The organism is Pseudomonas sp. T8, from assembly GCF_024610635.1.
In the GTDB taxonomy this organism is placed as follows: domain Bacteria; phylum Pseudomonadota; class Gammaproteobacteria; order Pseudomonadales; family Pseudomonadaceae; genus Aquipseudomonas; species Aquipseudomonas chlororaphis_I.
The window spans coordinates 74478-95181 of sequence record NZ_CP102374.1 but is presented as its reverse complement, the minus strand read 5'-3'; the positions used below and the strand labels follow the sequence as shown (position 1 = coordinate 95181).

General features: G+C 58.7%; 17 protein-coding genes and 1 pseudogene. 8 read left to right on the top strand and 10 right to left on the bottom strand.

Features of this window, described 5'->3' with window-relative positions; genetic code table 11:
• Both NRG23_RS00365 and NRG23_RS00360 read right to left on the bottom strand, forming a co-directional pair.
• Nucleotides 1–1326: an LLM class flavin-dependent oxidoreductase gene (locus NRG23_RS00365; RefSeq protein ID WP_257373479.1), complete on the bottom strand. Its 1326-nt coding sequence runs from the start codon at nt 1324–1326 to the stop codon at nt 1–3.
• 181 nt (nt 1327–1507) lie between these two features.
• Entirely contained in the window at nt 1508–3904 is a 2397-nt protein-coding gene (locus tag NRG23_RS00360) for a TonB-dependent siderophore receptor (protein WP_257373478.1), read from the bottom strand.
• Between the two features lie 311 nt (nt 3905–4215).
• On the opposite strand from NRG23_RS00360, the gene NRG23_RS00355 reads away from it, so the two are divergent.
• The gene (locus NRG23_RS00355) at nt 4216–5199 is read left to right on the top strand and encodes a TerC family protein (RefSeq protein WP_009049490.1); all 984 of its coding nucleotides are present in this window, start codon (nt 4216–4218) and stop codon (nt 5197–5199) included.
• 230 nt (nt 5200–5429) lie between these two features.
• On the opposite strand, the gene estP is transcribed toward NRG23_RS00355, so the two are convergent.
• On the bottom strand, nt 5430–7334 hold the full coding sequence (gene estP, locus NRG23_RS00350) for an esterase EstP (RefSeq protein ID WP_257373477.1): 1905 nt from the start codon (nt 7332–7334) through the stop codon (nt 5430–5432).
• Between the two features lie 512 nt (nt 7335–7846).
• Here estP and NRG23_RS00345 point away from each other — a divergent pair.
• Entirely contained in the window at nt 7847–8518 is a 672-nt protein-coding gene (locus NRG23_RS00345; RefSeq protein ID WP_028682335.1) for a bifunctional 2-polyprenyl-6-hydroxyphenol methylase/3-demethylubiquinol 3-O-methyltransferase UbiG, read from the top strand.
• A gap of 73 nt (nt 8519–8591) precedes the next feature.
• Here NRG23_RS00345 and NRG23_RS00340 read toward each other — a convergent pair whose 3' ends face one another.
• Nucleotides 8592–9092: a GNAT family N-acetyltransferase gene (locus NRG23_RS00340; RefSeq protein ID WP_257373476.1), complete on the bottom strand. Its 501-nt coding sequence runs from the start codon at nt 9090–9092 to the stop codon at nt 8592–8594.
• A 329-nt stretch (nt 9093–9421) separates the two neighbouring features.
• Between NRG23_RS00340 and NRG23_RS00335 the strand changes: the two genes are divergently transcribed.
• Nucleotides 9422–10186 carry a lipopolysaccharide assembly protein LapB gene (locus NRG23_RS00335; RefSeq protein ID WP_257375115.1) on the top strand — a complete coding sequence of 255 codons (765 nt, stop codon included), beginning with the start codon at nt 9422–9424 and terminating at the stop codon, nt 10184–10186.
• Between the two features lie 74 nt (nt 10187–10260).
• On the opposite strand, the gene NRG23_RS00330 is transcribed toward NRG23_RS00335, so the two are convergent.
• On the bottom strand, nt 10261–11163 hold the full coding sequence (locus NRG23_RS00330) for a LysR family transcriptional regulator (protein ID WP_028682332.1): 903 nt from the start codon (nt 11161–11163) through the stop codon (nt 10261–10263).
• A 117-nt stretch (nt 11164–11280) separates the two neighbouring features.
• On the opposite strand from NRG23_RS00330, the gene NRG23_RS00325 reads away from it, so the two are divergent.
• From NRG23_RS00325 to NRG23_RS00315, 3 genes are all read left to right on the top strand, one after another.
• Nucleotides 11281–11700 carry an ester cyclase gene (locus NRG23_RS00325; protein ID WP_016704050.1) on the top strand — a complete coding sequence of 140 codons (420 nt, stop codon included), beginning with the start codon at nt 11281–11283 and terminating at the stop codon, nt 11698–11700.
• A gap of 3 nt (nt 11701–11703) precedes the next feature.
• On the top strand, nt 11704–12756 hold the full coding sequence (locus NRG23_RS00320) for an SDR family oxidoreductase (RefSeq protein WP_257373475.1): 1053 nt from the start codon (nt 11704–11706) through the stop codon (nt 12754–12756).
• A 174-nt stretch (nt 12757–12930) separates the two neighbouring features.
• A complete protein-coding gene (locus NRG23_RS00315; RefSeq protein WP_257375114.1) occupies nt 12931–13476 on the top strand; it encodes a histidine phosphatase family protein in 546 nt (181 codons plus the stop codon).
• 92 nt (nt 13477–13568) lie between these two features.
• On the opposite strand, the gene NRG23_RS00310 is transcribed toward NRG23_RS00315, so the two are convergent.
• The 4 genes and pseudogenes from NRG23_RS00310 to NRG23_RS00295 form a co-directional block, all read right to left on the bottom strand.
• Entirely contained in the window at nt 13569–13856 is a 288-nt protein-coding gene (locus NRG23_RS00310) for a hypothetical protein (RefSeq protein ID WP_257373474.1), read from the bottom strand.
• A gap of 10 nt (nt 13857–13866) precedes the next feature.
• Entirely contained in the window at nt 13867–14607 is a 741-nt protein-coding gene (locus NRG23_RS00305; RefSeq protein WP_257373473.1) for a hypothetical protein, read from the bottom strand.
• A 212-nt stretch (nt 14608–14819) separates the two neighbouring features.
• Nucleotides 14820–16613, bottom strand: a complete 1794-nt coding sequence (locus NRG23_RS00300) for an ATP-dependent endonuclease (protein WP_257373472.1) — start codon at nt 16611–16613, stop codon at nt 14820–14822.
• Nucleotides 16614–16775: 162 nt separating this feature from the next.
• Nucleotides 16776–17240 (bottom strand): annotated as a pseudogene (locus NRG23_RS00295) (helix-turn-helix domain-containing protein); the annotation flags it as partial.
• A gap of 468 nt (nt 17241–17708) precedes the next feature.
• On the opposite strand from NRG23_RS00295, the gene NRG23_RS00290 reads away from it, so the two are divergent.
• Together NRG23_RS00290 and NRG23_RS00285 are read left to right on the top strand one after the other, a co-directional pair.
• Nucleotides 17709–18686, top strand: a complete 978-nt coding sequence (locus NRG23_RS00290) for an endonuclease/exonuclease/phosphatase family protein (protein ID WP_257373471.1) — start codon at nt 17709–17711, stop codon at nt 18684–18686.
• 30 nt (nt 18687–18716) lie between these two features.
• Nucleotides 18717–19607 carry an LOG family protein gene (locus NRG23_RS00285; protein ID WP_257373470.1) on the top strand — a complete coding sequence of 297 codons (891 nt, stop codon included), beginning with the start codon at nt 18717–18719 and terminating at the stop codon, nt 19605–19607.
• A gap of 151 nt (nt 19608–19758) precedes the next feature.
• Here NRG23_RS00285 and NRG23_RS00280 read toward each other — a convergent pair whose 3' ends face one another.
• Nucleotides 19759–20676: an AraC family transcriptional regulator gene (locus tag NRG23_RS00280; RefSeq protein WP_257373469.1), complete on the bottom strand. Its 918-nt coding sequence runs from the start codon at nt 20674–20676 to the stop codon at nt 19759–19761.
• Nucleotides 20677–20704: the final 28 nt, after the last annotated feature.

The window sequence follows — 20704 nt, the reverse complement described above, 5'->3', positions numbered from 1 at the left end:
TCAGGTAAAAAACCGATTCGCCGGCCGCGGCAACCCGAGGTTTTCACGCAAGGTAGCTCCCTCGTATTCGCGGCGGAAAATCCCCCGCCCCTGCAATTCGGGAATGACCTTGGCGACGAAGTCGTCGAGGCCGCCCGGCAGCCAGGAAAACATGATGTTGAATCCGTCGCTGCCGCGGGTCTCCAGCCATTGCTGCATGTCGTCGGCGATGCTCCGCGCGGTGCCGACGAACGACAGGCCGGCGTATCCACCGAGGCGCTGGGCCAGTTGGCGGACTGTCAGCTGTTCGCGGTCGGCCAGCGCCAATACGCGCTCGCGGGCGCTCTGGCTGGCGTTGGTTTCGGGGATCGGCGGCAGGAAAGCGTCCGGATCGAACTTCGTCGCGTCGGTGCCCAGGGCGATGGACAGCGAGGCGATCGCGCTCTCGTAGTGCACCAGGCTGTCGAGGTGCGCGCGGATCCGCCGTGCTTCCTCCTGGGTATCGCCGACCACCACAAAGGCCCCGGGCAGGATCTTCAAATGCTCGGGGTCGCGGCCGACGGCGACCATGCGCCGCTTGATATCGGCATAAAACGAGCGGCCCTCCTCCAGCGTGCCCGGGGCGACAAAAATCACCTCCGCGGTTTCCGCGGCCAGCTGGCGCCCGGGCTCCGACGCGCCGGCCTGCACGATCACCGGCCAGCCCTGCACCGGGCGCGCGATGTGCAGCGGTCCGCGCACGTTCAGGTGGCGGCCGGCGTGGTCGAGGCGGTGCAGCTTGTCCGGGTCGAAATACACCCCGCTGTCGGCATCGCGAATGAAGGCGTCGTCCGCCCAGCTGTCCCAGAGCCCGGTGACCACCTCATAGAACTCCCGCGCCCGGGCATAACGCTGGTCATGGGCGAAAGCCTGCTCCAGGCCGAAGTTCAGCGCGGCATCGGGGTTGGCGGTGGTGACGATATTCCAGCCGGCGCGGCCGTTGCTCAGGTGGTCGAGGGAAGCGAAGCGCCGGGCGATATGAAACGGCTCGTCATAGGTGGTCGAAGCCGTCGCCACCAGGCCGATGTGTTCGGTGGCCTGGCTGAGGGCGGACAACAGGGTGAAGGGTTCGAACGAGGTGGCGGTATGGCTGCGTTTCAAGGCGTCGATGGGCATGTTGAGCAAGGCCAGGTGATCGGCCATGAAAAACGCATCGAAGCGCGCCCGCTCCAGGGTCTGGGCGAAACGCTTGAGGTGGGCGAAGTTGAAGTTGGCGTCGCGATAGGCGCCCGGGTAGCGCCAGGCGCCGGTGTGGATGCTGACCGGGCGCATGAAGGCACCCAGCTTGAGTTGGCGTTGGGCAGGCATGGAAAGCTCCTTGTGACAGCTCCTGGGTCAGAGGCCCCGCAGCATCGACCGGGCAAACTTGGCCTGTCCAATAATCAAAGGTGCTGGCTTATGCCGTTATGACGCGGCGCGGCCAATCCCCCACGGGGCCCGAAAACCGCCGGGCCCTTTGGACAGCGCCTTGCGCCCTGCCCGCTACGCCCTACCAGCTATAGGCAACCTTGGCGTAGTAGAACGCGCCGCTATAGCCGTAGGGCGAGAAGGTGCTGTACGCCAGGTTGCCGCCGCTGGAGGCGTAGGCGTTGACCTTCTCCGGGTATTTGTCGGTGACGTTGTCGCCGCCCAGGGTGAACAGCCAGTTCTGCAGCTTGTAGTCGACCGCCAGGTCCAGCAGCCAGGCGGCGCTGAAGGTCTGGTCGTTGACCTTGTCCGCCTGGTAGCTGGTGAACTCGCCGTAACGCACCAGATTGCTGTGCAGCGCCCAGTTGCCGTAGTTGAAGTCGTTGGCCAGGCTCAGCTTGTGCTGCGGCGTGGTGTCGCCCAAGAGGCCGATGCGCTCGCGCCGGTCGACCCGCACCAGGTTGACCCCCAGTTGATCGAGGATCGCCGGGTTGGCTTTCACATCGGTGACCTTGGTGTGGTTGTAGTTGTAGCCGAGCGTACTGTTCCAGCGGATGCCGTTGTCCAGCCGGTAGCGATAGTTGGCCACCAGGTCCACACCGTCGGTGCTGGTGTCGGTGGCGTTGGTGAAGTAGCGCGCGCTGGTGTAGTTGATGTTGCCGACGCCGTTGGCCTTGAGGTAATCGATCGCGGTGCTGTTGAGCACCAGGTTCGACGACAGCGACACCCGGTCGCGGATATCGATGTGGTACAGGTCGGCGGTGACCGTCAGGTTGTCCAGCGGTTCGAGCACCAGGCCCAGGCTGTAGTTGCGCGATTTTTCCGCCTTCAGGTCTTCCGCCCCCAGCAGCCTGGCGACCTGGCTGTCCGCGGCGAAGGTGCCGGATTCCTGAATCGTGTTGCCGATCAGTTGCGACGACGTGAAGGTGAAGTTCTGCTGCGCCAGGGACGGCGCGCGAAAACCCGTGGAAACACTGCCGCGCAAGGCCACCCGCGGGGTGAAGTCGTAGCGCGCCGAGAGCGAGCTGCTGACGTTGGAACCGAAGTCGCTGTAGTCCTCATGCCGCACCGCCGCCGACACCGCCAGCTTGTCGGTGAAGTGGGTCTCCAGGTCCAGGTACTGGGCGAAGTTGTGGCGCGACGAGCTGCCGGCGTCCGAATCGCGGAAACCGCCCAGCCCGGAACTGCCGGTCTGGTAGTAGGACTCGGGCTGCCCGGCCTCGATCTGATACCCCTGGTGCAAGTACTCGGTACCGAAAGCCACCGACACCGGGTAAGGCAGCCAGCCCAGGCTGAACTCCCGCGACAGGTCCAGGCTCAGTTGCCGCTGGTCGTTGGTCAGGGTGCCGTTGTCGAACGCGTGCGGGGTGTCCAGGCCCAGCGAGGTATTGATGGTCTTGGTCCGCAGTTCATAGGTGTTCTTGCCGTAGTTGGCCGACAGGTCGTAGTGCCAGTTGTCCAGCAGCTCGCCACGCAGGCCGAGCACCAGGCTGGTGTCTTGCAGGGTGCCGTTGATCAGCGGCAGGTAACCGTTGGGGTGCAGCACCGGGTTGTTGTTCGAGGCATTGCTGGCGCGATAGAAGGCCGCGGTTTCGCCCCGGCGCTTGCTGTAGCCGCCGAAGCCATACAGCTCGGCGGCATCGTTGAAGCTGTAGGCCGAGTTGAACTGGAACTTGCCCTCCTCGGTTTCCGGCTCGCCCTGGCGGAACACATGCTGGCCGTAGGTGGTGGAGCCGACACTGGCGGACCGGAAGTCTTTACCGGCGCGGTCGGTGTAGTCGTTGTTCGCGCCCTCGCCGGACAGGCTGACAAAGCCGTTGTCCCCCAGGGCAAAACCGCTGTTGCCGGCGACCTGGCGCTGAATGCCGTCGCCCTTCTTGTACTGGCCGTATTTAGTGGATATCGAGCCGCCGTGGTCGGCGCTCTTCAGGATGATATTGATCACCCCGGCGATGGCGTCCGAGCCATAACGCGCCGAGGCGCCATCGCGCAGCACCTCGATATGGTCGATGGCCGACAGCGGGATCGCGTTCAGGTCCGCCGGCGCCGAGCCGCGCCCCACCGCGCCGCCGAGGTTGACGAAGGCCGAGGTGTGCCGGCGCTTGCCGTTCACCAGCACCAGCACCTGGTCCGGCGACAACCCGCGCAACTGCGCCGGGCGGGTCAGCTCGGCGCCGTCCACCAGGCTCGGACGCGGGAAATTGATCGACGGGATCAGCTTGGCCAGCACCGTGGCCAGTTCGCTGGAACCGGAACTGCGCAGGCTCTCGCCGGCAATCACATCGATGGGTGACAGCGACGCGCTGGCGGTGCGCTCCTGGGCCCGGGTGCCGGTGACGATCACCGTATCCAGCCGGGCCGCGGTGTCGCTGTCTTCCGTGGCCTGCGCGGCCCCTGCGCCGCCACTCCAGAGCACGGCGCCCAGCACATTGGCCGAGACGATCGCCGTGGACAGAAGGTGTTTTGTGTAGCTCCCCATACCGCTCTCCTTGACGCCAAAACCAGGGCGAACAACGCCTGGCATGCAGACGAGCGATCCGTGCGGCGGACGGTGGCGATCATCGATTCTGTTTTAAGAATGGATCCAGTTGACCGGCCATATAATCTAAAGCGCTATCAGATAAATTTTTAAATACCGTTATCGAATAAACCAGGGCATAAGCCGAACGCATCCGCGACACTTCGTAAATAACGAACCATGGCCCAGGAATAATCGATTTTTCTTCATGGCAAGCTCCCCGCTAGCATGACCTGTCGGCTCCAGAACAAAGCCCTGACCGGGAGAACGGCATGCAGTCCCTGCACATCGGCGAACCCTGGATGTGGTTCGCCTTCATCGCCTTCGTGCTTGCCATGCTGGCCTTGGACCTGTTTGTCCTCGGCGGGCGCAAGGCGCACCGCGTATCGGTGCGCGAGGCATCGTCCTGGGTGATTGCCTGGTCCACGCTGGCGATGGTCTTCGCGGGATTGCTCTGGTGGTACCTGGAAGCCGAGTTCGGGCCTGAGATCGCACGGCACAAGACCCTGGAATTCCTTACCGGCTATCTGATCGAACAGTCGCTGTCGATCGACAACATGTTCATCTTCGTGATGATTTTCGGCTACTTTGCCGTGCCGCCGGAGTTGCAGCGCCGGGTGTTGCTGTACGGGGTGCTCGGGGCAATCGTGATGCGCGGGGCGATGATTTTCGCCGGCGTGTGGCTGGTGTCGCAGTTCGCGTGGCTGCTGTATGCGTTCGGTGTGTTCCTGATCATCACCGGGATCAAGATGCTGCTCTTCGCCCACCAGCAGCCCGACCTCGCCAGGAACCCCTTGTTACGCTGGGTACAAGGCCATCTGCGCATCACCAAAAGGTTTCATGACGAGCACTTTTTTGTGCTGCAAAACGGCCAACGCTGGGCCACGCCGATGTTCCTGGTGCTGGTGCTGATCGAGGCCAGCGACCTGATGTTCGCGGTCGACAGCATCCCGGCGATTTTCGCCATCACCACCGACCCGTTCATTGTGTTCACCTCGAACATCTTCGCGATCATGGGCCTGCGCGCCCTGTACTTCCTGCTGGCCGACATGGCCGACCGCTTCCACCTGCTCAAGTACGGCCTGGCGATCGTGCTGGTGTTCATCGGCACCAAGATGACGCTGATGCCGTGGCTGCACATGCCGGTGGAATGGTCGCTGGCCGTGGTCGGTGGAATCATCCTGGCTTCGGTGCTGCTGAGCCTGATCAAAAGTCGCAACAAAGCGTCTGACGAGGACCGGATGCGAACGCCGTAGCAACTGTGTTCCTCACGTGACTTGCACCGAATCCACCCTGCTACGCAGCCCAGGCCTGTCGATGGGTGGCAGCGAAGCGCTGGCAAGGCATAAGGCCGATCTGCGACAAGTGCTGCCGTACCCGGACCCGAGACAGCTGATGACCTGATTCGCGTCCGGTCGGGCCTGATGACGCGAAGCAGCGGCTACAGGTGGAAACCTCGTAGCCGCTGCCGAGGCTGCGGGGGATTTTAGAAGTCGAGACTGACCCCGACGTTGATGCCTTGCTGGGTGAAGTCATCGTCCTTGCGGACGTTGTAGCTGGCGCGCAGGGCCAGGTCCTGGGTGAGCTTGTGGCTGACCCCAAGGTTCAGGCGGTTCAGGTTGGTCTGCGGGGTATAGCCTTCGAGGGTGTAGTTGTTGTCCGGCAGGCTGTTGAGGGCCATGGTCAGCTTCTGGGTGTCATCCTCGTATTCCTTTTCGTGGGCGATTTCGCCGAACACCTGGGTTTGCTGGGTGATCTGATACTTGCCCTGCAGGCCGATGCCCAAGCGCCGTGAGGTGCGTTTCTGGTCATCGAAGGTCAGGGCGGTGGAGTCGCTGCCGTCCTCGGAGTAACCGTCGACCTTGGCCCGCGCGTAGTCGGCGCTGATGAACGGCGACAGGTGCCACGGGCTGCCGGCCTGCTGCGCGATGTCGTAGCCCAGGCGAGCGCTGAAGGCCAGGATGTCGCCGCTGGTGTCGCCTTTTTCCCCGCGCTCGTTGGCGCCCAGGTCGAATTTGCGCTTGAGGTTGTCGTAGTCCAGGTGCCCGGCGGTAGCCGCCGCGTCGACCCACCAGCGGTTTTGCTGGTACTGGACGAAGGCGGTGCCCAGGTAGGTGTTGAGTTTGTAGTCCGAATCGTTGCTGCCTGCTTCGAGCTTCTGCCGATAGGCGCCGGCCAGCACGCCCACTCGCCAGGCCTCATTGAGCCGGTAGCTGCCGCCGATGTTCAGGTTGAAGCCATTGCCGTCGGCACTGGCGCCGCTGCGCTGGCTGTCGAAGTCCTGGTGCTGGCCGCCTGCGGCGACAATCGCCCGCCATTGACCGACGCCCTGCCAGTTTTCCCAATCGGCCTGCCATTGGTTGCGCAGCTCATCCTGATGCGCACGCAGGGTGCCCTGGGCCATTTCCGGGAGCAGGGTTATTTCCCAGGGCGCTGCCAGCAGGGAGTACGCGTAATCGGCGATCAGCCGCTGGCCGGCTTCGGTGGGGTGGACCCCGTCGTTGTAGATCAGCTTGCTCGGGTCCGGTGTGGCGCTGTGAAGGCCGTAGCGGGCGTTTTCCGTGCAGCTTCTGCCGCTGAAGCAGGTAGCGATAAGGTTCTGGTCGGTGGCCAGGCCGAACTGCGCCGGATTGGCGAAGGTTTCCTTCAAGAGCACGGGAATATTGAGGGGAATGACTTGCGCATCGACTGTCCGTAATTGCCGCACCAACTCGCTGTTGAACTGGGCGCTGAGCTGGGAAGTGAACCCTTGCAACGGGCTGCCGTTGATTGCCGGGGTCAGGCCGATATCCGGCAGCAGCCAGACCATGATGTAACGGGCGCCAGCCTGTTGCAGGGCTTGCACGCTGTCGACCAGGCGACCGGCCGCGGCGTTGGCCTGGTCGAGGCTGGTGACGCGGCCCTGGAGGAAGTCGTTGCCGCCGCCCGACAGGTAGTACAGGGCATTCGGGTCGGCGCGCAAATGGTTGGCCACCAGATAACCCGGGCGGCTACGGCTGCCGGCGGTCGAGGTGGTGGTAATCGAATCGAGAATCTGGTCGGTGCGATAACCGCCGACCGCCCAGTTGTTGCCGTCAGGCAGGCCTTCGCTGGCGCGGGTGGCCGAGGTCGATGCGGCGAGCTGGTCCTCGGAGAACCCCAGTTTGGCGCCGAGCAATTGGGTCGAGTTGGCGGAACGGAGTTCTCCGCTGCCATCCAGGTAGACCGGCCCTGTGCGGTTGGTAGCCCGCAGGGTGGCTCCCGCGGGGCCGCCTGGGTCGGCGAATTGCCCGGCATCGCTGAGGCTGTCGCCGAAGACGATGAAGTTGGAATAGGGAGAGGCAATCGCTTGAGCGCAGGCCAACGATAAAAGCGTACTGGCGAGTGGTACGAACAACGTCTTTTTGATCATGAACAAGTCCATTCTATATGTTGTTGTAAAGAACGAGTCGGCATTACCAAAGACTTTCGCGAGGGGTTGTCACAGCCCATTGCCGGGCCTTTTGCATAGCATTTTTTTCGGTTGAATGACGATAGCGGCTCAAGGGCACGACTCGGCGATAGCGAGCCTTGTACCGTCCGCTCGGTTCCCCCTCGAAAACCTTGCCGACTCGAGCTGCCACAATGCCCGATCCCGATCTCGCGAAACATGCGGGGATGGAGATTCAGATTGTTCTGAAGGGCCCCTAGACGGTAGTCGAACCCGCCGACGAATGACGACGAATAAGCGCGCCCTCTGAATTTTCTTGTCGTACACCAGCAGGCGCTGCGGCTCGCCCTTGGCCTTGGGGGCAACCAGGACGAAGGTGGCAGCCGGCTCTGGCTCGGCCTGCGTCGCGGGCGCGAACGGGCACTGGCAGGGTCCCGGCAGGAACTGCTTTTGCCCTATGCTTGGCATCCACCCTCCCGACTGAGGACACCGAGATGCCCACCTCCGAGACTGCCCTTCTGCACAGCTGGCAGCACAACGCCCAGGCCTGGATCGAGGCCATCCGTGGCGGCGCCATCGAAAGCCGCGTCGAGGTCACCGACCAGGCGATCCTGCTGGCGGTGCTGGGCCGTCAGCCCGAACGTGTGCTCGACCTGGGTTGCGGCGAAGGCTGGCTATTGCGGGCCCTGGCTCAACGGGGCATCGAGGCGGTCGGGGTGGATGGCGATGCAACCCTGGTCGAGGCCGCGCGCGCCGCAGGCTCGGCAACGGTGCATGTGGCCAGCTATGAAGCGCTGGTGGAAGCGCAGGTGGACATCGGCCGCGACTACGAGCTGATCTGCGCCAACTTCGCCCTGCTGCACCAGGACATCATCCCGCTGCTGGCCGCCATGCACGCCCTGCTCGCCCCCGGCGGCGCGCTGGCGATCCAGACCCTGCATCCGTGGAGCGCGGCGGCCGGCGACTATCAGGATGGCTGGCGCGAAGAGACCTTCGCCGGCTTCAAGGGCCAGTGGCAGCCCATGCCGTGGTACTTCCGCACCCTGTCCAGCTGGCTGAATGCCCTGGACATGGCCGGCTTCCAGCTGGCCAGCCTGCAGGAACCGCAACACCCGCAAAGCCCGGTGCCGCAGTCGTTGCTGCTGGTGGCCGAGCGGCGTGGGTAAGAGGTTGGCGCGGCGTAGCGGTTGCAGGCCAACAGTCAGAGTCGCGAGTGCGGTAAACGGCTAGCCCCCTTATCTAGATCGGGAGAACAAATCGGCGCTCGTCTCCCGCCTTGCCGTCTTCTGCTGATGGCTCAAGCAAGAACCCGCAGCGCTCCACCACCTTGGTCGAGCCGAGATTGTCCTTGTAGACATAAGCCACCAGTTGCGTCAGGTGCCAGCGCGTCCGCGCTTGCTGGATCAGATGCCGCAGCGCCTGTGTCGCAAGCCCCTGGCCGCAAGCGCTTTGGGCAATCCGATAGCCGACTTCGGCGGAGCCCTGCGCACTATCGATGTTTTTCAGGTTGGCGCGGCCGATGATGGTTCCGCTGCAATCCTCGATCACCAAGGGGTGCCAGGTGCCAGCCGCGAAACCGGCCAGGTAGCCCTCGATATGCTCGGCGACGCCCTGCACCGAATAAAAAGCAGGGGCGCGCGCCTTGATATGGGATTCGAACCACTCACGGCTCCGGGTTTCGAAGGCCAGCAGCGCTTGCGTATCCGTACTGCGTAGCTCGCGCACTTTGAACGACTGCATACACACCTCTCCTTTTTTTCATGGGTAACTGCACGGACTTGCCCACCTGTCCGCATTCGGCCCGACTCGCCATACATCCTACTTGAGCCATTTTTTGCGTAACCACGCAGGACTCCGCCCTGCTCCAGGCCGCGTCATCTGTAGCACTGATTCGGCTACTCGTCGGCTATCGCCACTGGGGCCGTTCCTGCGGGAACTTCAGGTGACTGGCCAGGTCGATAGCAGCCCCTTCATCGGTCATGACGGGACAGTGAACACACCCCGGCCGAACAGCGCTGAAGGCCTGTTTTACGAGCGTGCCGTCGATGATCAACCGAGTCTGCCCCCTGATGCCAACCAAGCGTTTTCTGCCGGGTCTGATCCTGGCGCTCTGCGCAGTCGCGTCGCATTGTCCGGTTGCGGCCGAGCGCAAAGCCTCTCAGCAAAGTAACACCGCATCAACAACCCTGATTGAGTCCGCCTCGCAGCAGTATGCAGATGGCCAGTTGGACCAGGCCGCCGCCACGCTGGAGCGTGCCCTGCATATCCAGCCGAACAACCCCGCGACCCTGCACTACCTCGGCGTGTTGCGTCTCCAGCAGGGGCAGTATCAGCAGGCTGAAGCGCTGGCGACGCGCTCCAACATGCGGGTCGGTCGCAACCTCGCGTTACGCAATCGCAACCTCCAATTGATCCAGGCGGCGCAGAAGGCCCAGGCGTCGAATAACCCACCCAACACCGATGAGCGTCTGGTTGCCGTACAGGAGGGCCTGGAGGAAGAGGTTAAAAGGCGCCGTGCAGCAGAAACTGTCGCCGCCGAGCAGCCCACGCCGGACACTGAACGCCGCCCTGAGACACTCACCCGCGAAACGGCGGAAAGCGCAGCAAACTGGCCAACGGGTGACAGGCCAAGCCCCGAAGGGCAACTGCGAATGACGTCCGCCGAGCCAGCCTCCACCTACGACGAGATTGAGATTCCCCGTGGCCATCGGCCGCCTCCGGGTAAATGTCGAATCTGGTTTCCCGATCGCCCGCCGGGGCATCAGCCCAAGCCCGGCAAATGCAAGAAACTGCGCGATCGGGTTCCGCCCGGAGCCTACCTGGTGCGGGGTTGAGTGTCCGAGCACGCTTCTGGGCGCTCTCTGCCGATCATGCATAACACACAGGAAAACCGGGGGCGCTTCACACCTCAGCCCTCGCCTCCCAAGGCGTCAGCTTCAACCTTCTCCAGCGCCAGGGCTTCGAGCAGCACCTGCTCCAGCATGGCAAAAAAACATTTGATGTGAGCCTGCTTCAAGGCCTGTGGCCGGGTCACCAGATAGACCTCCATATCGGGAAGCTGGAGCTCCGGGAACAGCTCGATCAGGTCCTGCGCCAGCACACGCGGCAGCACGGCTACCCCCAGGCCTCGCTTCACCGCGTCCAACTGCAGGGCGAACGAGTTCACGCTGATCTGCGCGCGCTCCAGGCCGGCGGCCTTGGCCACCCGCACTTGCGGCAACATGTCCAGCGGCGGCAGCAGGCCGATATTGACTGCCGTGGCCGGCGTCACCTGTGGAAAGCGCCGCAGATAATCCGCATCGGCGAAGACCCCGTAGGCGAGCCGGCCTATGGGTCGGTAAATCAGCGACGGCTCGCCCAGGTGCGCGGTACGCACTGCAATGTCGGCCACGCCACGGACGATCTTGTGAAAGTCGGCGGCCACCAGCAACTCCACCGTGCAACGCGGGTGAAGCGCGGTGAAGCGACTCGCCGCCTCCAGCACGCACGACGCAAAGCCCTCCCCCGCACTGACCAGGACACTGCCCGACAACTCGGTGTCCAGCGCGGACAGGCCGGCAACGGTTTGCCGCCTCAAACCCGCTTCCGCCGCCAGGGCCACTTCCACCAGGGACTGGCCCCGCGAGGTCAACCAGCACCCCTCGACGCCGCGCTCGACGAGCGGCTCGCCCAGGGCGCTCTCAAGCTGGGTCAACCGGCGGGACACGGTAGACGCGGCGATCCCCAGCATCTGGCCCGCCTGCAAAAAACTGCCACGCCGCGAGACCGCCAACAGCAGGCGAAGATCGTCCCAATTCGCTTCCGACACCATGCTTCATCGCCTCCCTGATTTGCAGATTTGCAAAGCCATTATGCAGGAGTCGCTGTTTTTCGAGAGGGGGTCTCGACGGTATATCTACAGGCCCTGGAAACGAATGGAATGGACTGTATGCCGATTGGCCCCAACGACTATGCGCAACACGCCGCCAATGCCTTCAATCGCCGTGATGTGGAGGCGATGCTGGCGCTGGTGAGCGAAGACTTCACCTACCTCGATGGCGCGGGGATACAAGTGGGTCGCGAAGCCATGCGCCAACGAGAAATCGCGTTGTTCGAAGCCTTCCCCGATGCCCACGTGATCCTCAGCCCGTTCGCCGTCGGCGTCGATCGCCTGGCGCTGACGGCCATGCTCAGCGGCACCTTCGCCGCGCCCCTGGTGCTGCCGGGCCGGGTGATTCCACCCCATGGGCGCTTTATTGCCGTGTACTACGCCGCGCACTTCACCTTCAAGGACGGCTTGGCCATCCATGAAGAGGTGTTCTTCGACAGTACGGTGTTACTGCCATCAGCCGAACCGAGCGAGGGTTGAGCCATGCGTCATGCATTCGTGACTGGCGCCACCGGTCTGCTGGGCAACAACCTGGTGCGGGAATTGGTCGCGCGAGGCTGCGCGGTCAAGGCCCTGGTGCGCTCGAGGGCCAAGGGTGAACAGCAGTTCAAGAACCTGCCCGGCGTGGAGCTGGTCGTGGGCGACATGGGCGATGTCGAGGCCTTCGCCGCGGCCCTGCAAGGCTGCGATACGCTGTTTCACACCGCAGCGTTCTTTCGCGACAACTACCAGGGCGGCAGCCACTGGCAGGAACTCGAAAAGATCAATGTCATCGGTACCCAGGAGCTGATCGCCCAGGCCTACCACGCCGGTATCCGCCGCTTCATCCATACCTCCTCGATTGCCGTGCTCGACGGCGCGCCGGGAACCTCCATCGATGAAACCTGCCTGCGCGCCGACGCCAACGCCGATGACTACTACCGCAGCAAGATCCTCGCCGACCGAGCCATCCTGGCGTTCCTCGAGCCCCATCCCGAGATGCAGGCCTGCATGGTCCTGCCGGGCTGGATGTGGGGCCCCGGCGACCTCGGCCCGACCTCCTCGGGGCAGTTGGTCAACGATGTCCTGCGCGGCAAGTTGCCCGGGCTGATCCCCGGTAGTTTCTCCGTCGTCGATGCCCGCGATGTGGCCCTGGCGCAGATTGCCGCGGCCAGGCACGGGCGCAGCGGTGAACGCTATCTGGCGGCGGGCCGGCATATGACCATGGCCGAACTGGTGCCTGTGCTCGGGCGTATCGCCGGGGTCAAGACACCTACGCGCCACGTGCCGCTCCCCCTCCTCTACACCCTGGCGGCCGTGCAGGAGCTCTACGCGCGCCTGACCGGCAGGCCCATCCTGCTGAGCATGGCCACCCTGCGCCTGCTGGTACGGGAGAAGGACCGCACCCGCTTCAACCACCGCAAGAGCGAAGAAGAACTGGGCCTGACCTTCCGGGCACTGGAACTGACGATCGCCGACACCGTGGCGTGGTACCGCGACCGCAACTGGTTTAAAACCCAGCGCGCAAGACACACCCGCGTCATGGCCGAAGACTGACTTGTTGCAGATGGCGTGACCGTCGAGCCCGTGAAGCCGCTGGTCTCGCCTCGCATTGCTGCGGTTTCGTGCTGGCATCAGAGCGATGTCCCGAGCGCCCGAAACCGCACTTCGCGTACCCTCTCCACAATCGCCTCAAGGACGTAAAAGACTGTGAACAGGGAAATCATCCTGATGCGCCACGGCCAGCCAAAACTGGCCGCCACCGACAAACTGTCCGCGCTCGATATGCAGGACTGGATCGAACAATACAACCGCAGCGAAATCACCCAACAACCCGTCCCGGAGGCCAGCCTGCAACTCGCCGCAACCGCCAGGGTGATTGTCTCAAGCAACGCGCCGCGGGCCCTGACCTCTGTCCAGGCGCTTGGCCTGAAACCCGCCCTGGTCGACGCGCTTTTCGCTGAAGCGCAACTGCCCTACGGACGCTGGAAACGGCCACGGCTGTCGCCGTTTACCTGGGCATTTATCCTTCGGGTCCTGTGGTTGTGCGGTTACTCACCCAGCGTCGAATCCGTCGCCACTGCAAAGACCCGCGCCAACACCGCCGCGCAACGCCTTCAGGCCCTCGCCAGCGACGGACCGGTTCTGCTGCTCGGCCATGGCTTCATGAATCGACTGATCGCCAGACAATTGGAAGCAGAGGGATGGACTCGCCAGACACCTGATGGCGGCAGCCGCTATTGGAGTGCGACGGTGTATCGATATGGTGGGGTTTAAGAGGTGGCCGTTGGGCGGCAGAGCTGGCATCCGTGGTCCCGTGCCGCGTTCAGGAGCGCACGACGCGAAACATTCCGGCCCCTAATCAATAGCTATTTTTTCCCACAGATTTCCACATCGTCCTGGCGGGTCAACGCGGTGTCGATGCCCAGCCGATAGCGGCAGCAGTCGATGATCCAGCGCCGCTCCTGCTCGGTGAGGCGCTCGACTTTCCTGATCTCACCATCGTTGGCGTGCAGGTTGTAGAACTTCGTCTGAACCGTCGGGTGCTGCTTTATGAAGACGATCGTCTCGATATCGCCATCTTCAAGCGCCTGGTAATAGCCGACATAGAACACCGCCAGTAGTGCCAGGGCGATTGCGATCAACAGTGTTTTCATGAGCTAGTTATTAAGCGGATGCGAACGTCTCGAGCGCATACGCGAATGCTAATAACAGAATGATTGGCAGGAAACCGACACCCAACGCAAGCAGTTTAGAGTTGGCATAAATCGCGGTCATACCATGACCACTATTGATGGACGCTCGATATGTTGCTAACCCAACGACAAGAAAGAAGCCGAGGGCTCGGTATGGATATTTCGCCGATAGTTCGTTGAAGAATCCGGAAAGGTCGCCATTTGAAAGCCATAAACTGTAATCGATCCCCTTCACGAGTAAGCCCATCCATAAACCCCAGGCCGACGTTGTGACGACGAAGTACAAGAATGAGATTGGCGTGCAGCTCAAACCTAGCTTCCGGCATAGGGAGACGGCACCTGCGTGGTAGCCCCAACGCAACATTGCGATCGCATACATACTGAACATAGCGGTAGCTAACGCCGCCAATCCAATCCAACTCTGTGTACTGTGCAAATGATCCCAGATGTCACCCTGATTTACCCCAACAGCCAGTCGTTCGCTTTCTCTTTTGCCAAGCCACTGGTACATCGAAAGAGTCGTGGACTGCCAAAGCGTCGCAACAAATATCGGTAGAGTCATCAGCCCCTTCAACCTTGTGTACATGGGGCGGTCAGGTGCTTTTGAAAAGTGCAGAGGGCGTACGAACAAAGGGATAAACAACAACACCACGTAACGCAAGACGGGTAGGTCTCGAAGGTGTCGCCAAGATTTTAAGACAATAGTGCTCATGAGTGCGGCCGTGTCATTAGTGATTGAATTGATACCATATTGACATCTCAACATTACCCTGAATAGCCACTTAAGGTTGTTCTCTCTGGATGCAGCTTTCAACCACTATCGATAACTGCTTTTGGCCGATTGCAGCCTTCCCGAATAGCTGCAAACGGCTGTGGATTCAAGCCGTCAGGTACCTCTAGGAAGCAATTGACGATTCATTGGCACTAGATCAAAGGTCTATACACTTCTTGCAACAGCTCTTTGAGCTGTTTGGGGACTCTCTCCCAGCTCTCTCCCCATTCTTGCGTTTGCTTGTACGCTTTAAACGGCTTTTCTGAAGATGGCGCAGGGTAGCCGAGAAAATCTTCAACGCACTCCTCAAGAACTATAATTTTTTTCTCATTACCAACCGCTGCTTTGATTGGTTCATTAAACTTTTCTGCTCCTTCGACTCCCTTGTCTCTGTCATGAACAACAAAAAAATCCACGTTCAGCGCGGTCAGATATTTTACGAGACCAATAATGGAAGCCTTTCCTCTAGCTTTTACGATCTCGCTGCCTGAGAGCACGAGAGCTTTCATTTCTGGAGGCATTCTTCGAATGGCTTCTTTAATCACAACTTCTTCAGTGTCACCCTCTACGACCAATACCTTTCTAGTGAAAAATATCCGCGATACATGATCATCAAGCTTGATTAGCATTTTCACTTGGTCTTTATCGTTACCCTGGAGCTTCATAAACTCCTCAGACACTGAAAAAGGTAGAACCGTAGTATGGTCTCTTTCGTACTGGAAACGGTTGAGTACCTGTTTAGGCTTGCGAGACAGATCTATAAGATACGGCGAGTGAGTGGTGGCCACTATCTGAGAGCTCTGATCGGACAACTCGTAAATGAGATCACGCATCTGATTGGCGGCGCTTGGGTGTAGATAAATCTCAGGCTCTTCGAAGCCTATAATAAGACCTCTGTCATCATTTCCCGCACGCCTCTTTAGCCACTGCTGTCTAAAGCGCAGTAGTCCGAATACGGCAGCTCTTACCATGCCAGTGCCCTGATTCGCCACGCTAGTTCTAATGTTGCTTGACATCTCTATAGCAAAAGTTGGCACCAATGCATCTGGACTGGATAGATCAGCAGAAGCATAAATTCGGGACTCTGGGAATACACCACCAAGAACCGTGTTCAATTCAGTCATCATTTTGCCGAATTCAGAATTGGCGTCGCCTGGGTCAAGCTCTTTTGCGAGCAAACTTAAACATTGTTGAGCGTCTTTGTAGTTGGCGGAAGACTCGCGAACATCTTTGAATAGCTCATTCAATATTTTATGAAGCACACCATTTTTCTGATCAATTTCATGTGAACCGGCGTCGGCTGGAATGATGAGCACAGAGGGAAGCTTGGCTAGAACAACGCTGCCGATACCGCCTGGGTTGAGAGCCCACTCTTCCTCGTCGGTGGTTGCCCACAGTTCATCTATTAATTCCAGCTTGTCCTTTTCTCCAGCTGCAATCTTTTTATCCAAAGAAGGAAATAATTCCGAAATTATTTTTTGATCAGCACCAGCAGTCAGAAGATCAACTGGTTTTTGAGCATCTGCAAACTCTGGCCTCAACAGCCGCTTGAAGGTTTTTAACTCAATTTTTACATCTTCGAGCACTTTGTATGTTTTACGGTAGAAAATGCTTTTCCCGGTTTCCCCTGTTTCTTTAGGATCGTAGGCAAAAATTCGCCCTTTAAAGCCCCGCCAACTAGACGCCACCTCAGGAACGTTCCTAAATTCAGCCTCTAAAACAACCGTGTCACACGTAATTTTTGTTTCGCCAGTCTCTTCGTCAAGTTCAGAACAGAAACAGTCAATATCCATTCTTTTGTTATTCGACAGCAGCCATCCGATAGCTTTTAGTACGGAGCTTTTTCCCGCATTATTGGCTCCGATCAAAAAAGTAGCATTACCAAACTCAACTTCAGCAGAGTGCAAACGTTTGAAACCTTTGATTGAAAGCCTATGAAGTCGCATAAATTCCTTCCTTAAACAATTTATGAGCTAGCTTAGGTATTTCTGTGTGGCGGTTGAGATTGGAAAATCTGCTGGCATTGATAGCCAAGTAATGGCAACGATAGACCACAGTTCTAATGACGTCGAAAATTAGGAACCGCGGACATTCAATCGAGGGTGTAATCAAATGCCCGCAAGCCCCAGCCCCTCCTGCTCACCCCCTCCCCCACAAGCCCGCAACTGCGCAATATCCCGCTTCGGCGCCAAGCCAAACAGCCGGCTGTACTCACGACTGAACTGCGACGGGCTTTCATAGCCGACCTTGAAGGCGGCACTCGATACGTCCAGGTGTTCGTTCATCATCAGGCGTTTGGCTTCGGTCAGCCGTAGCCATTTCTGGTATTCCAACGGGCTCATAACGGTGAGTTGGCGGAAGTGGTGGTGAAAGGTGGGTGTGCTCATTTGCACCCGGGCCGCGAGCTCGTCGACGCGCAGTTGCGCGGTGTAATTCAGTTTCAGCCAGTCGATGGCCTTGGCGATGCGGTGGCCCCGGCCGTCGACGGAGGCGATCTGCCGCAGCCGCGCCGACTGGTCGCTCATCAGCAGGCGGTAGTGGATCTCGCGCTGGATCAGCGGGGCTAGCACCGGAAAGAAGTGCGAGCGTAGCCTACCTTCAGGCACTCACTCTCCGCCAACCATCGAGCAGAATAGGCTCGTACCCAAACACATTTGCCGAACGTCCCCACCAGAACAATTTCGCTCAGAGAAAGCTTGAACACGCTCCCCCTCACACCACATGGACATTTAGAGCAGAAGCACTTCCCCTATTTCTGAATCCATCATGACCTCTCTACCTGCGCAGACTTGCCTTTGGGATATCTAGAGCTACCCTCACACAATCAACAGGTCATGCACAGAGGGATTTGTCGCCATGGCGCTCATCTACCTTACTGTTTTATACGTTTTGTGGATGTCGCATAGCAGCCCAGTGATGCGCTATCTCTTCAGAACTTCATTCTCCCAGTTTTCTGGGAGTTTATACGGCAGTATTGCTATAAGCACAACAGCGCTTTTAGGTTGCCTCCAATTAGTAAACAAAACTCAAAGGAGTTCACTATGAGCACAAGAGTCCGTGTCGCATCGTTTAATGTGGAGAACCTCTTTAATCGCTATGCAATTCTCGACAAGCCTTGGGAGGGACGAAATTACGAAAAAATGATTCAGGCAGTCGGCTTAGTATCTTTGGCTGGTCGCGATGGCAGCTTAGTTGATTATGCAACAACTCACACTCAACGAAACAACACCGCAGAAGTTATTCTCGAGGCCGAGCCAGATGTCTTGCTACTCTGCGAAGTAGAGAACATTCATACACTGAGGATCTTTAACCATGACTACCTCAGCGACTACTTCGATCAAATAGTATTAATTGACGGAAATGACCCCAGAGGGATAGATGTTGGCTTATTGGTGAGAAAGGGGTTCTCAGGAAAAATTGACAGCATTCGCACACATGTTAACGAGTTAAAATCTGGCGCAACCGGCTCAGTTACCTGGGGTTCAAGACCAAACTTCGGTTACTTGGCCAACAATGCTCTATTTTCAAGGGACTGCTTGGAGGTTGACGTAACTATTGGAGATCACACCTTATGTTTTTTGGGTAATCATTTCAAAGCACAGGATGGAAAAACTGAATCTGACGAACGCCGTAAAGCACAGGCCGATAGGGTTTTTCAGATTTTTTCTGAAGCGAAGAGAAATCGCTTTCCCATTGTTTTAGGTGATCTGAACGCTGATATCGATAGAGGAACTGCTGCCGGAGATTCACTACTTGGCCTTGTAAAAGGGTTTGGTGTAGTTGATGCATTTTCGACCGAAAGTGACCGCTGGACTCACTTTTATGACTATGGTTCTGACGTTAGCCGCCTTGACTATATTCTTGTTGATGACAGGTTAGCTTTAGGGGATAGGAAGATTATCCGAAAAGGTTTGTCCAAACGTTGCAAGCAATACACCGGACCAAGATATCCAACAGTTAGCTTCCAGCATACTGAAGCCAGTGATCATTGCCTCATCTCCGTCGATATTGATTTTTGACTTATAAGCCACTATCGAGGAAATTCATTTATGTCATTTAAAAAGAGAGTCACCACTACTTTTCCAAGAAGGCCGACCGCTGTTATTTTATCGCTTACCGGCTTTATATTTTCTCTGCAACCTGCGCACGGTGACATAGCATGCACGCCAATTGCTGGCGCTTACTACGCTGGGCCTTATAAAGGAGTGGACAACAACCTCAGCAGCGAGGATATGTATCAAGATATTTATTGCGCAAATCGATTTAAATCAGAAAAATATGTTAATGGCTTTATTACAATCTACGGAAGCTCTCGCATTATAGAGAACAACAACCAGACCGACAAGAAAATCAAAGAGGAAAACGACAAGCTTTACAAAGAAATAAAAGAACTTTCCTTCAAATGGACAAAACTATACTCATCAATCTATCCGATTATGACTGGCGCAGGCCCGGGACTCATGGAAGCTGGTAGCCGAGGAGCTCACGAGGCTGGAGGTCCCAGCATAGGTTACACAACCTACTACGGAAAATCGCGGGATGGTGATCCGAAGAAGGCTTTTCAAACATATGATGACCCTGCAACTTCAACAGACGAACAAAGGCGTATAATTACGGATGGATTGATCTTCTCAAGTGTCGCAATCAGAGAATACTCAATGATCCTTCACTCTGCTGCAATTATTATCGCACCGGGTGGAACTGGTACTGAGTGGGAAACATTTCAAATCCTCGAATCAATAAAAAGCGACCAACTAAAACCCGTACCTATCTATTTGGTTGGCGACAAAAATACGCACTGGAAAAGCTTTTATGACCGTTTGGAGGACATGATCTCTCGTGGAACATTTAGACGCCACGAAGCTTATGCAAACTTTGTTCATGTCGATAATCCGCTTGACGTACTCGCGCTACTGGAGAAAAAATTGAATGTCAAATGATCAAACTTACGACATCAATCTTGGCTATCCTCTAAAGAGCAGAAATGGGGCAGATTTGTTGTTACCTTGACTGAGAGTACTTACACAGTAGTGTTAGAACCAGGACTAGTTAGAGTCAGCACCTAATGCGCTTACAACCGAAGCAAACATCTTACCCGCCCACCTGCCCCCGCAACTGCGCAATATCCCGCTTAGGCGCCAAGCCAAACAGCCGGCTGTACTCGCGGCTGAACTGCGACGGGCTTTCATAGCCGACCTTGAAGGCGGCACTCGATACGTCCAGGTGTTCGTTCATCATCAGGCGCTTGGCTTCGGTCAGCCGTAGCCATTTCTGGTATTGCAACGGGCTCATGGCGGTGAGTTGGCGGAAGTGGTGGTGGAAGGTGGGTGTGCTCATCTGCACGCGGGACGCGAGTTCGTCGACGCGCAGTTGCGCGGTGTAATTCAGTTTCAGCCAGTCGATGGCCCTGGCGATGCGATGGCCCTGGCCGTCGACGGAGGCGATCTGCCGCAGCCGCGCCGACTGGTCGCTCATCAGCAGGCGGTAGTGGATCTCGCGCTGGATCAACGGGGCCAGCACCGGGATGGCTTCGGGCTCGTCCAGCAGCTGCAGCAGGCGCACGAACGAGGTGAGCATGGCCGGGGTCGCGGTGCCGATGCCCACGCCCTTGCCTGTGCTTCGATCGCGAGGTTGCAGCAGCCCACCCTGGGCGGCCAGTTCCGCCAGCATGCGCGGGTCGAGCGTGAAGCCCAGCCCCAGGCAGGGTTGTTCCAGGCTGGCCGCCGTCACTTCGGAATTGGCCGGCAGGTCCAGTGAGGTAACGAGAAAGCGCGAGGTGTCGTACGGGTAGGCTTCGCCGCCGACCCACAGCTGTTTTGCCCCTTGGGCGACGAGAATGATGCTCGGCTCGACCATGCACACGGAGGGCGGCGCAGGGATGTCTCGGCGAAAGAAACCCAGGCCGGGGATCGCTGTCGAGTAGTCTCCCGAGTGTTTGATCCGGGCGCCAATGAGGCGCGCGAGGGTTTCCTGGGGCGTCTGGGCGCGGCTGTCGTGTTGGTGTGTCATGTCGGTGTGTACCCTCCTCGCCAGACGT

What these genes read in the sequence shown, in the direction of transcription:
- NRG23_RS00285 (WP_257373470.1), top strand. Translation starts at nt 18,717, where the DNA reads ATGTCATTTAAAAAGAGAGTCACCACTACTTTTCCAAGAAGGCCGACC.
- NRG23_RS00300 (WP_257373472.1), bottom strand. Translation starts at nt 16,613, where the DNA reads ATGCGACTTCATAGGCTTTCAATCAAAGGTTTCAAACGTTTGCACTCT.
- NRG23_RS00290 (WP_257373471.1), top strand. Translation starts at nt 17,709, where the DNA reads ATGAGCACAAGAGTCCGTGTCGCATCGTTTAATGTGGAGAACCTCTTT.
- NRG23_RS00355 (WP_009049490.1), top strand. Translation starts at nt 4,216, where the DNA reads ATGCAGTCCCTGCACATCGGCGAACCCTGGATGTGGTTCGCCTTCATC.
- NRG23_RS00320 (WP_257373475.1), top strand. Translation starts at nt 11,704, where the DNA reads ATGCGTCATGCATTCGTGACTGGCGCCACCGGTCTGCTGGGCAACAAC.
- NRG23_RS00280 (WP_257373469.1), bottom strand. Translation starts at nt 20,676, where the DNA reads ATGACACACCAACACGACAGCCGCGCCCAGACGCCCCAGGAAACCCTC.
- NRG23_RS00310 (WP_257373474.1), bottom strand. Translation starts at nt 13,856, where the DNA reads ATGAAAACACTGTTGATCGCAATCGCCCTGGCACTACTGGCGGTGTTC.
- NRG23_RS00345 (WP_028682335.1), top strand. Translation starts at nt 7,847, where the DNA reads ATGCCCACCTCCGAGACTGCCCTTCTGCACAGCTGGCAGCACAACGCC.
- NRG23_RS00335 (WP_257375115.1), top strand. Translation starts at nt 9,422, where the DNA reads ATGCCAACCAAGCGTTTTCTGCCGGGTCTGATCCTGGCGCTCTGCGCA.
- estP (WP_257373477.1), bottom strand. Translation starts at nt 7,334, where the DNA reads ATGATCAAAAAGACGTTGTTCGTACCACTCGCCAGTACGCTTTTATCG.
- NRG23_RS00365 (WP_257373479.1), bottom strand. Translation starts at nt 1,326, where the DNA reads ATGCCTGCCCAACGCCAACTCAAGCTGGGTGCCTTCATGCGCCCGGTC.
- NRG23_RS00325 (WP_016704050.1), top strand. Translation starts at nt 11,281, where the DNA reads ATGCCGATTGGCCCCAACGACTATGCGCAACACGCCGCCAATGCCTTC.
- NRG23_RS00315 (WP_257375114.1), top strand. Translation starts at nt 12,931, where the DNA reads ATGCGCCACGGCCAGCCAAAACTGGCCGCCACCGACAAACTGTCCGCG.
- NRG23_RS00340 (WP_257373476.1), bottom strand. Translation starts at nt 9,092, where the DNA reads ATGCAGTCGTTCAAAGTGCGCGAGCTACGCAGTACGGATACGCAAGCG.
- NRG23_RS00305 (WP_257373473.1), bottom strand. Translation starts at nt 14,607, where the DNA reads ATGAGCACTATTGTCTTAAAATCTTGGCGACACCTTCGAGACCTACCC.
- NRG23_RS00330 (WP_028682332.1), bottom strand. Translation starts at nt 11,163, where the DNA reads ATGGTGTCGGAAGCGAATTGGGACGATCTTCGCCTGCTGTTGGCGGTC.
- NRG23_RS00360 (WP_257373478.1), bottom strand. Translation starts at nt 3,904, where the DNA reads ATGGGGAGCTACACAAAACACCTTCTGTCCACGGCGATCGTCTCGGCC.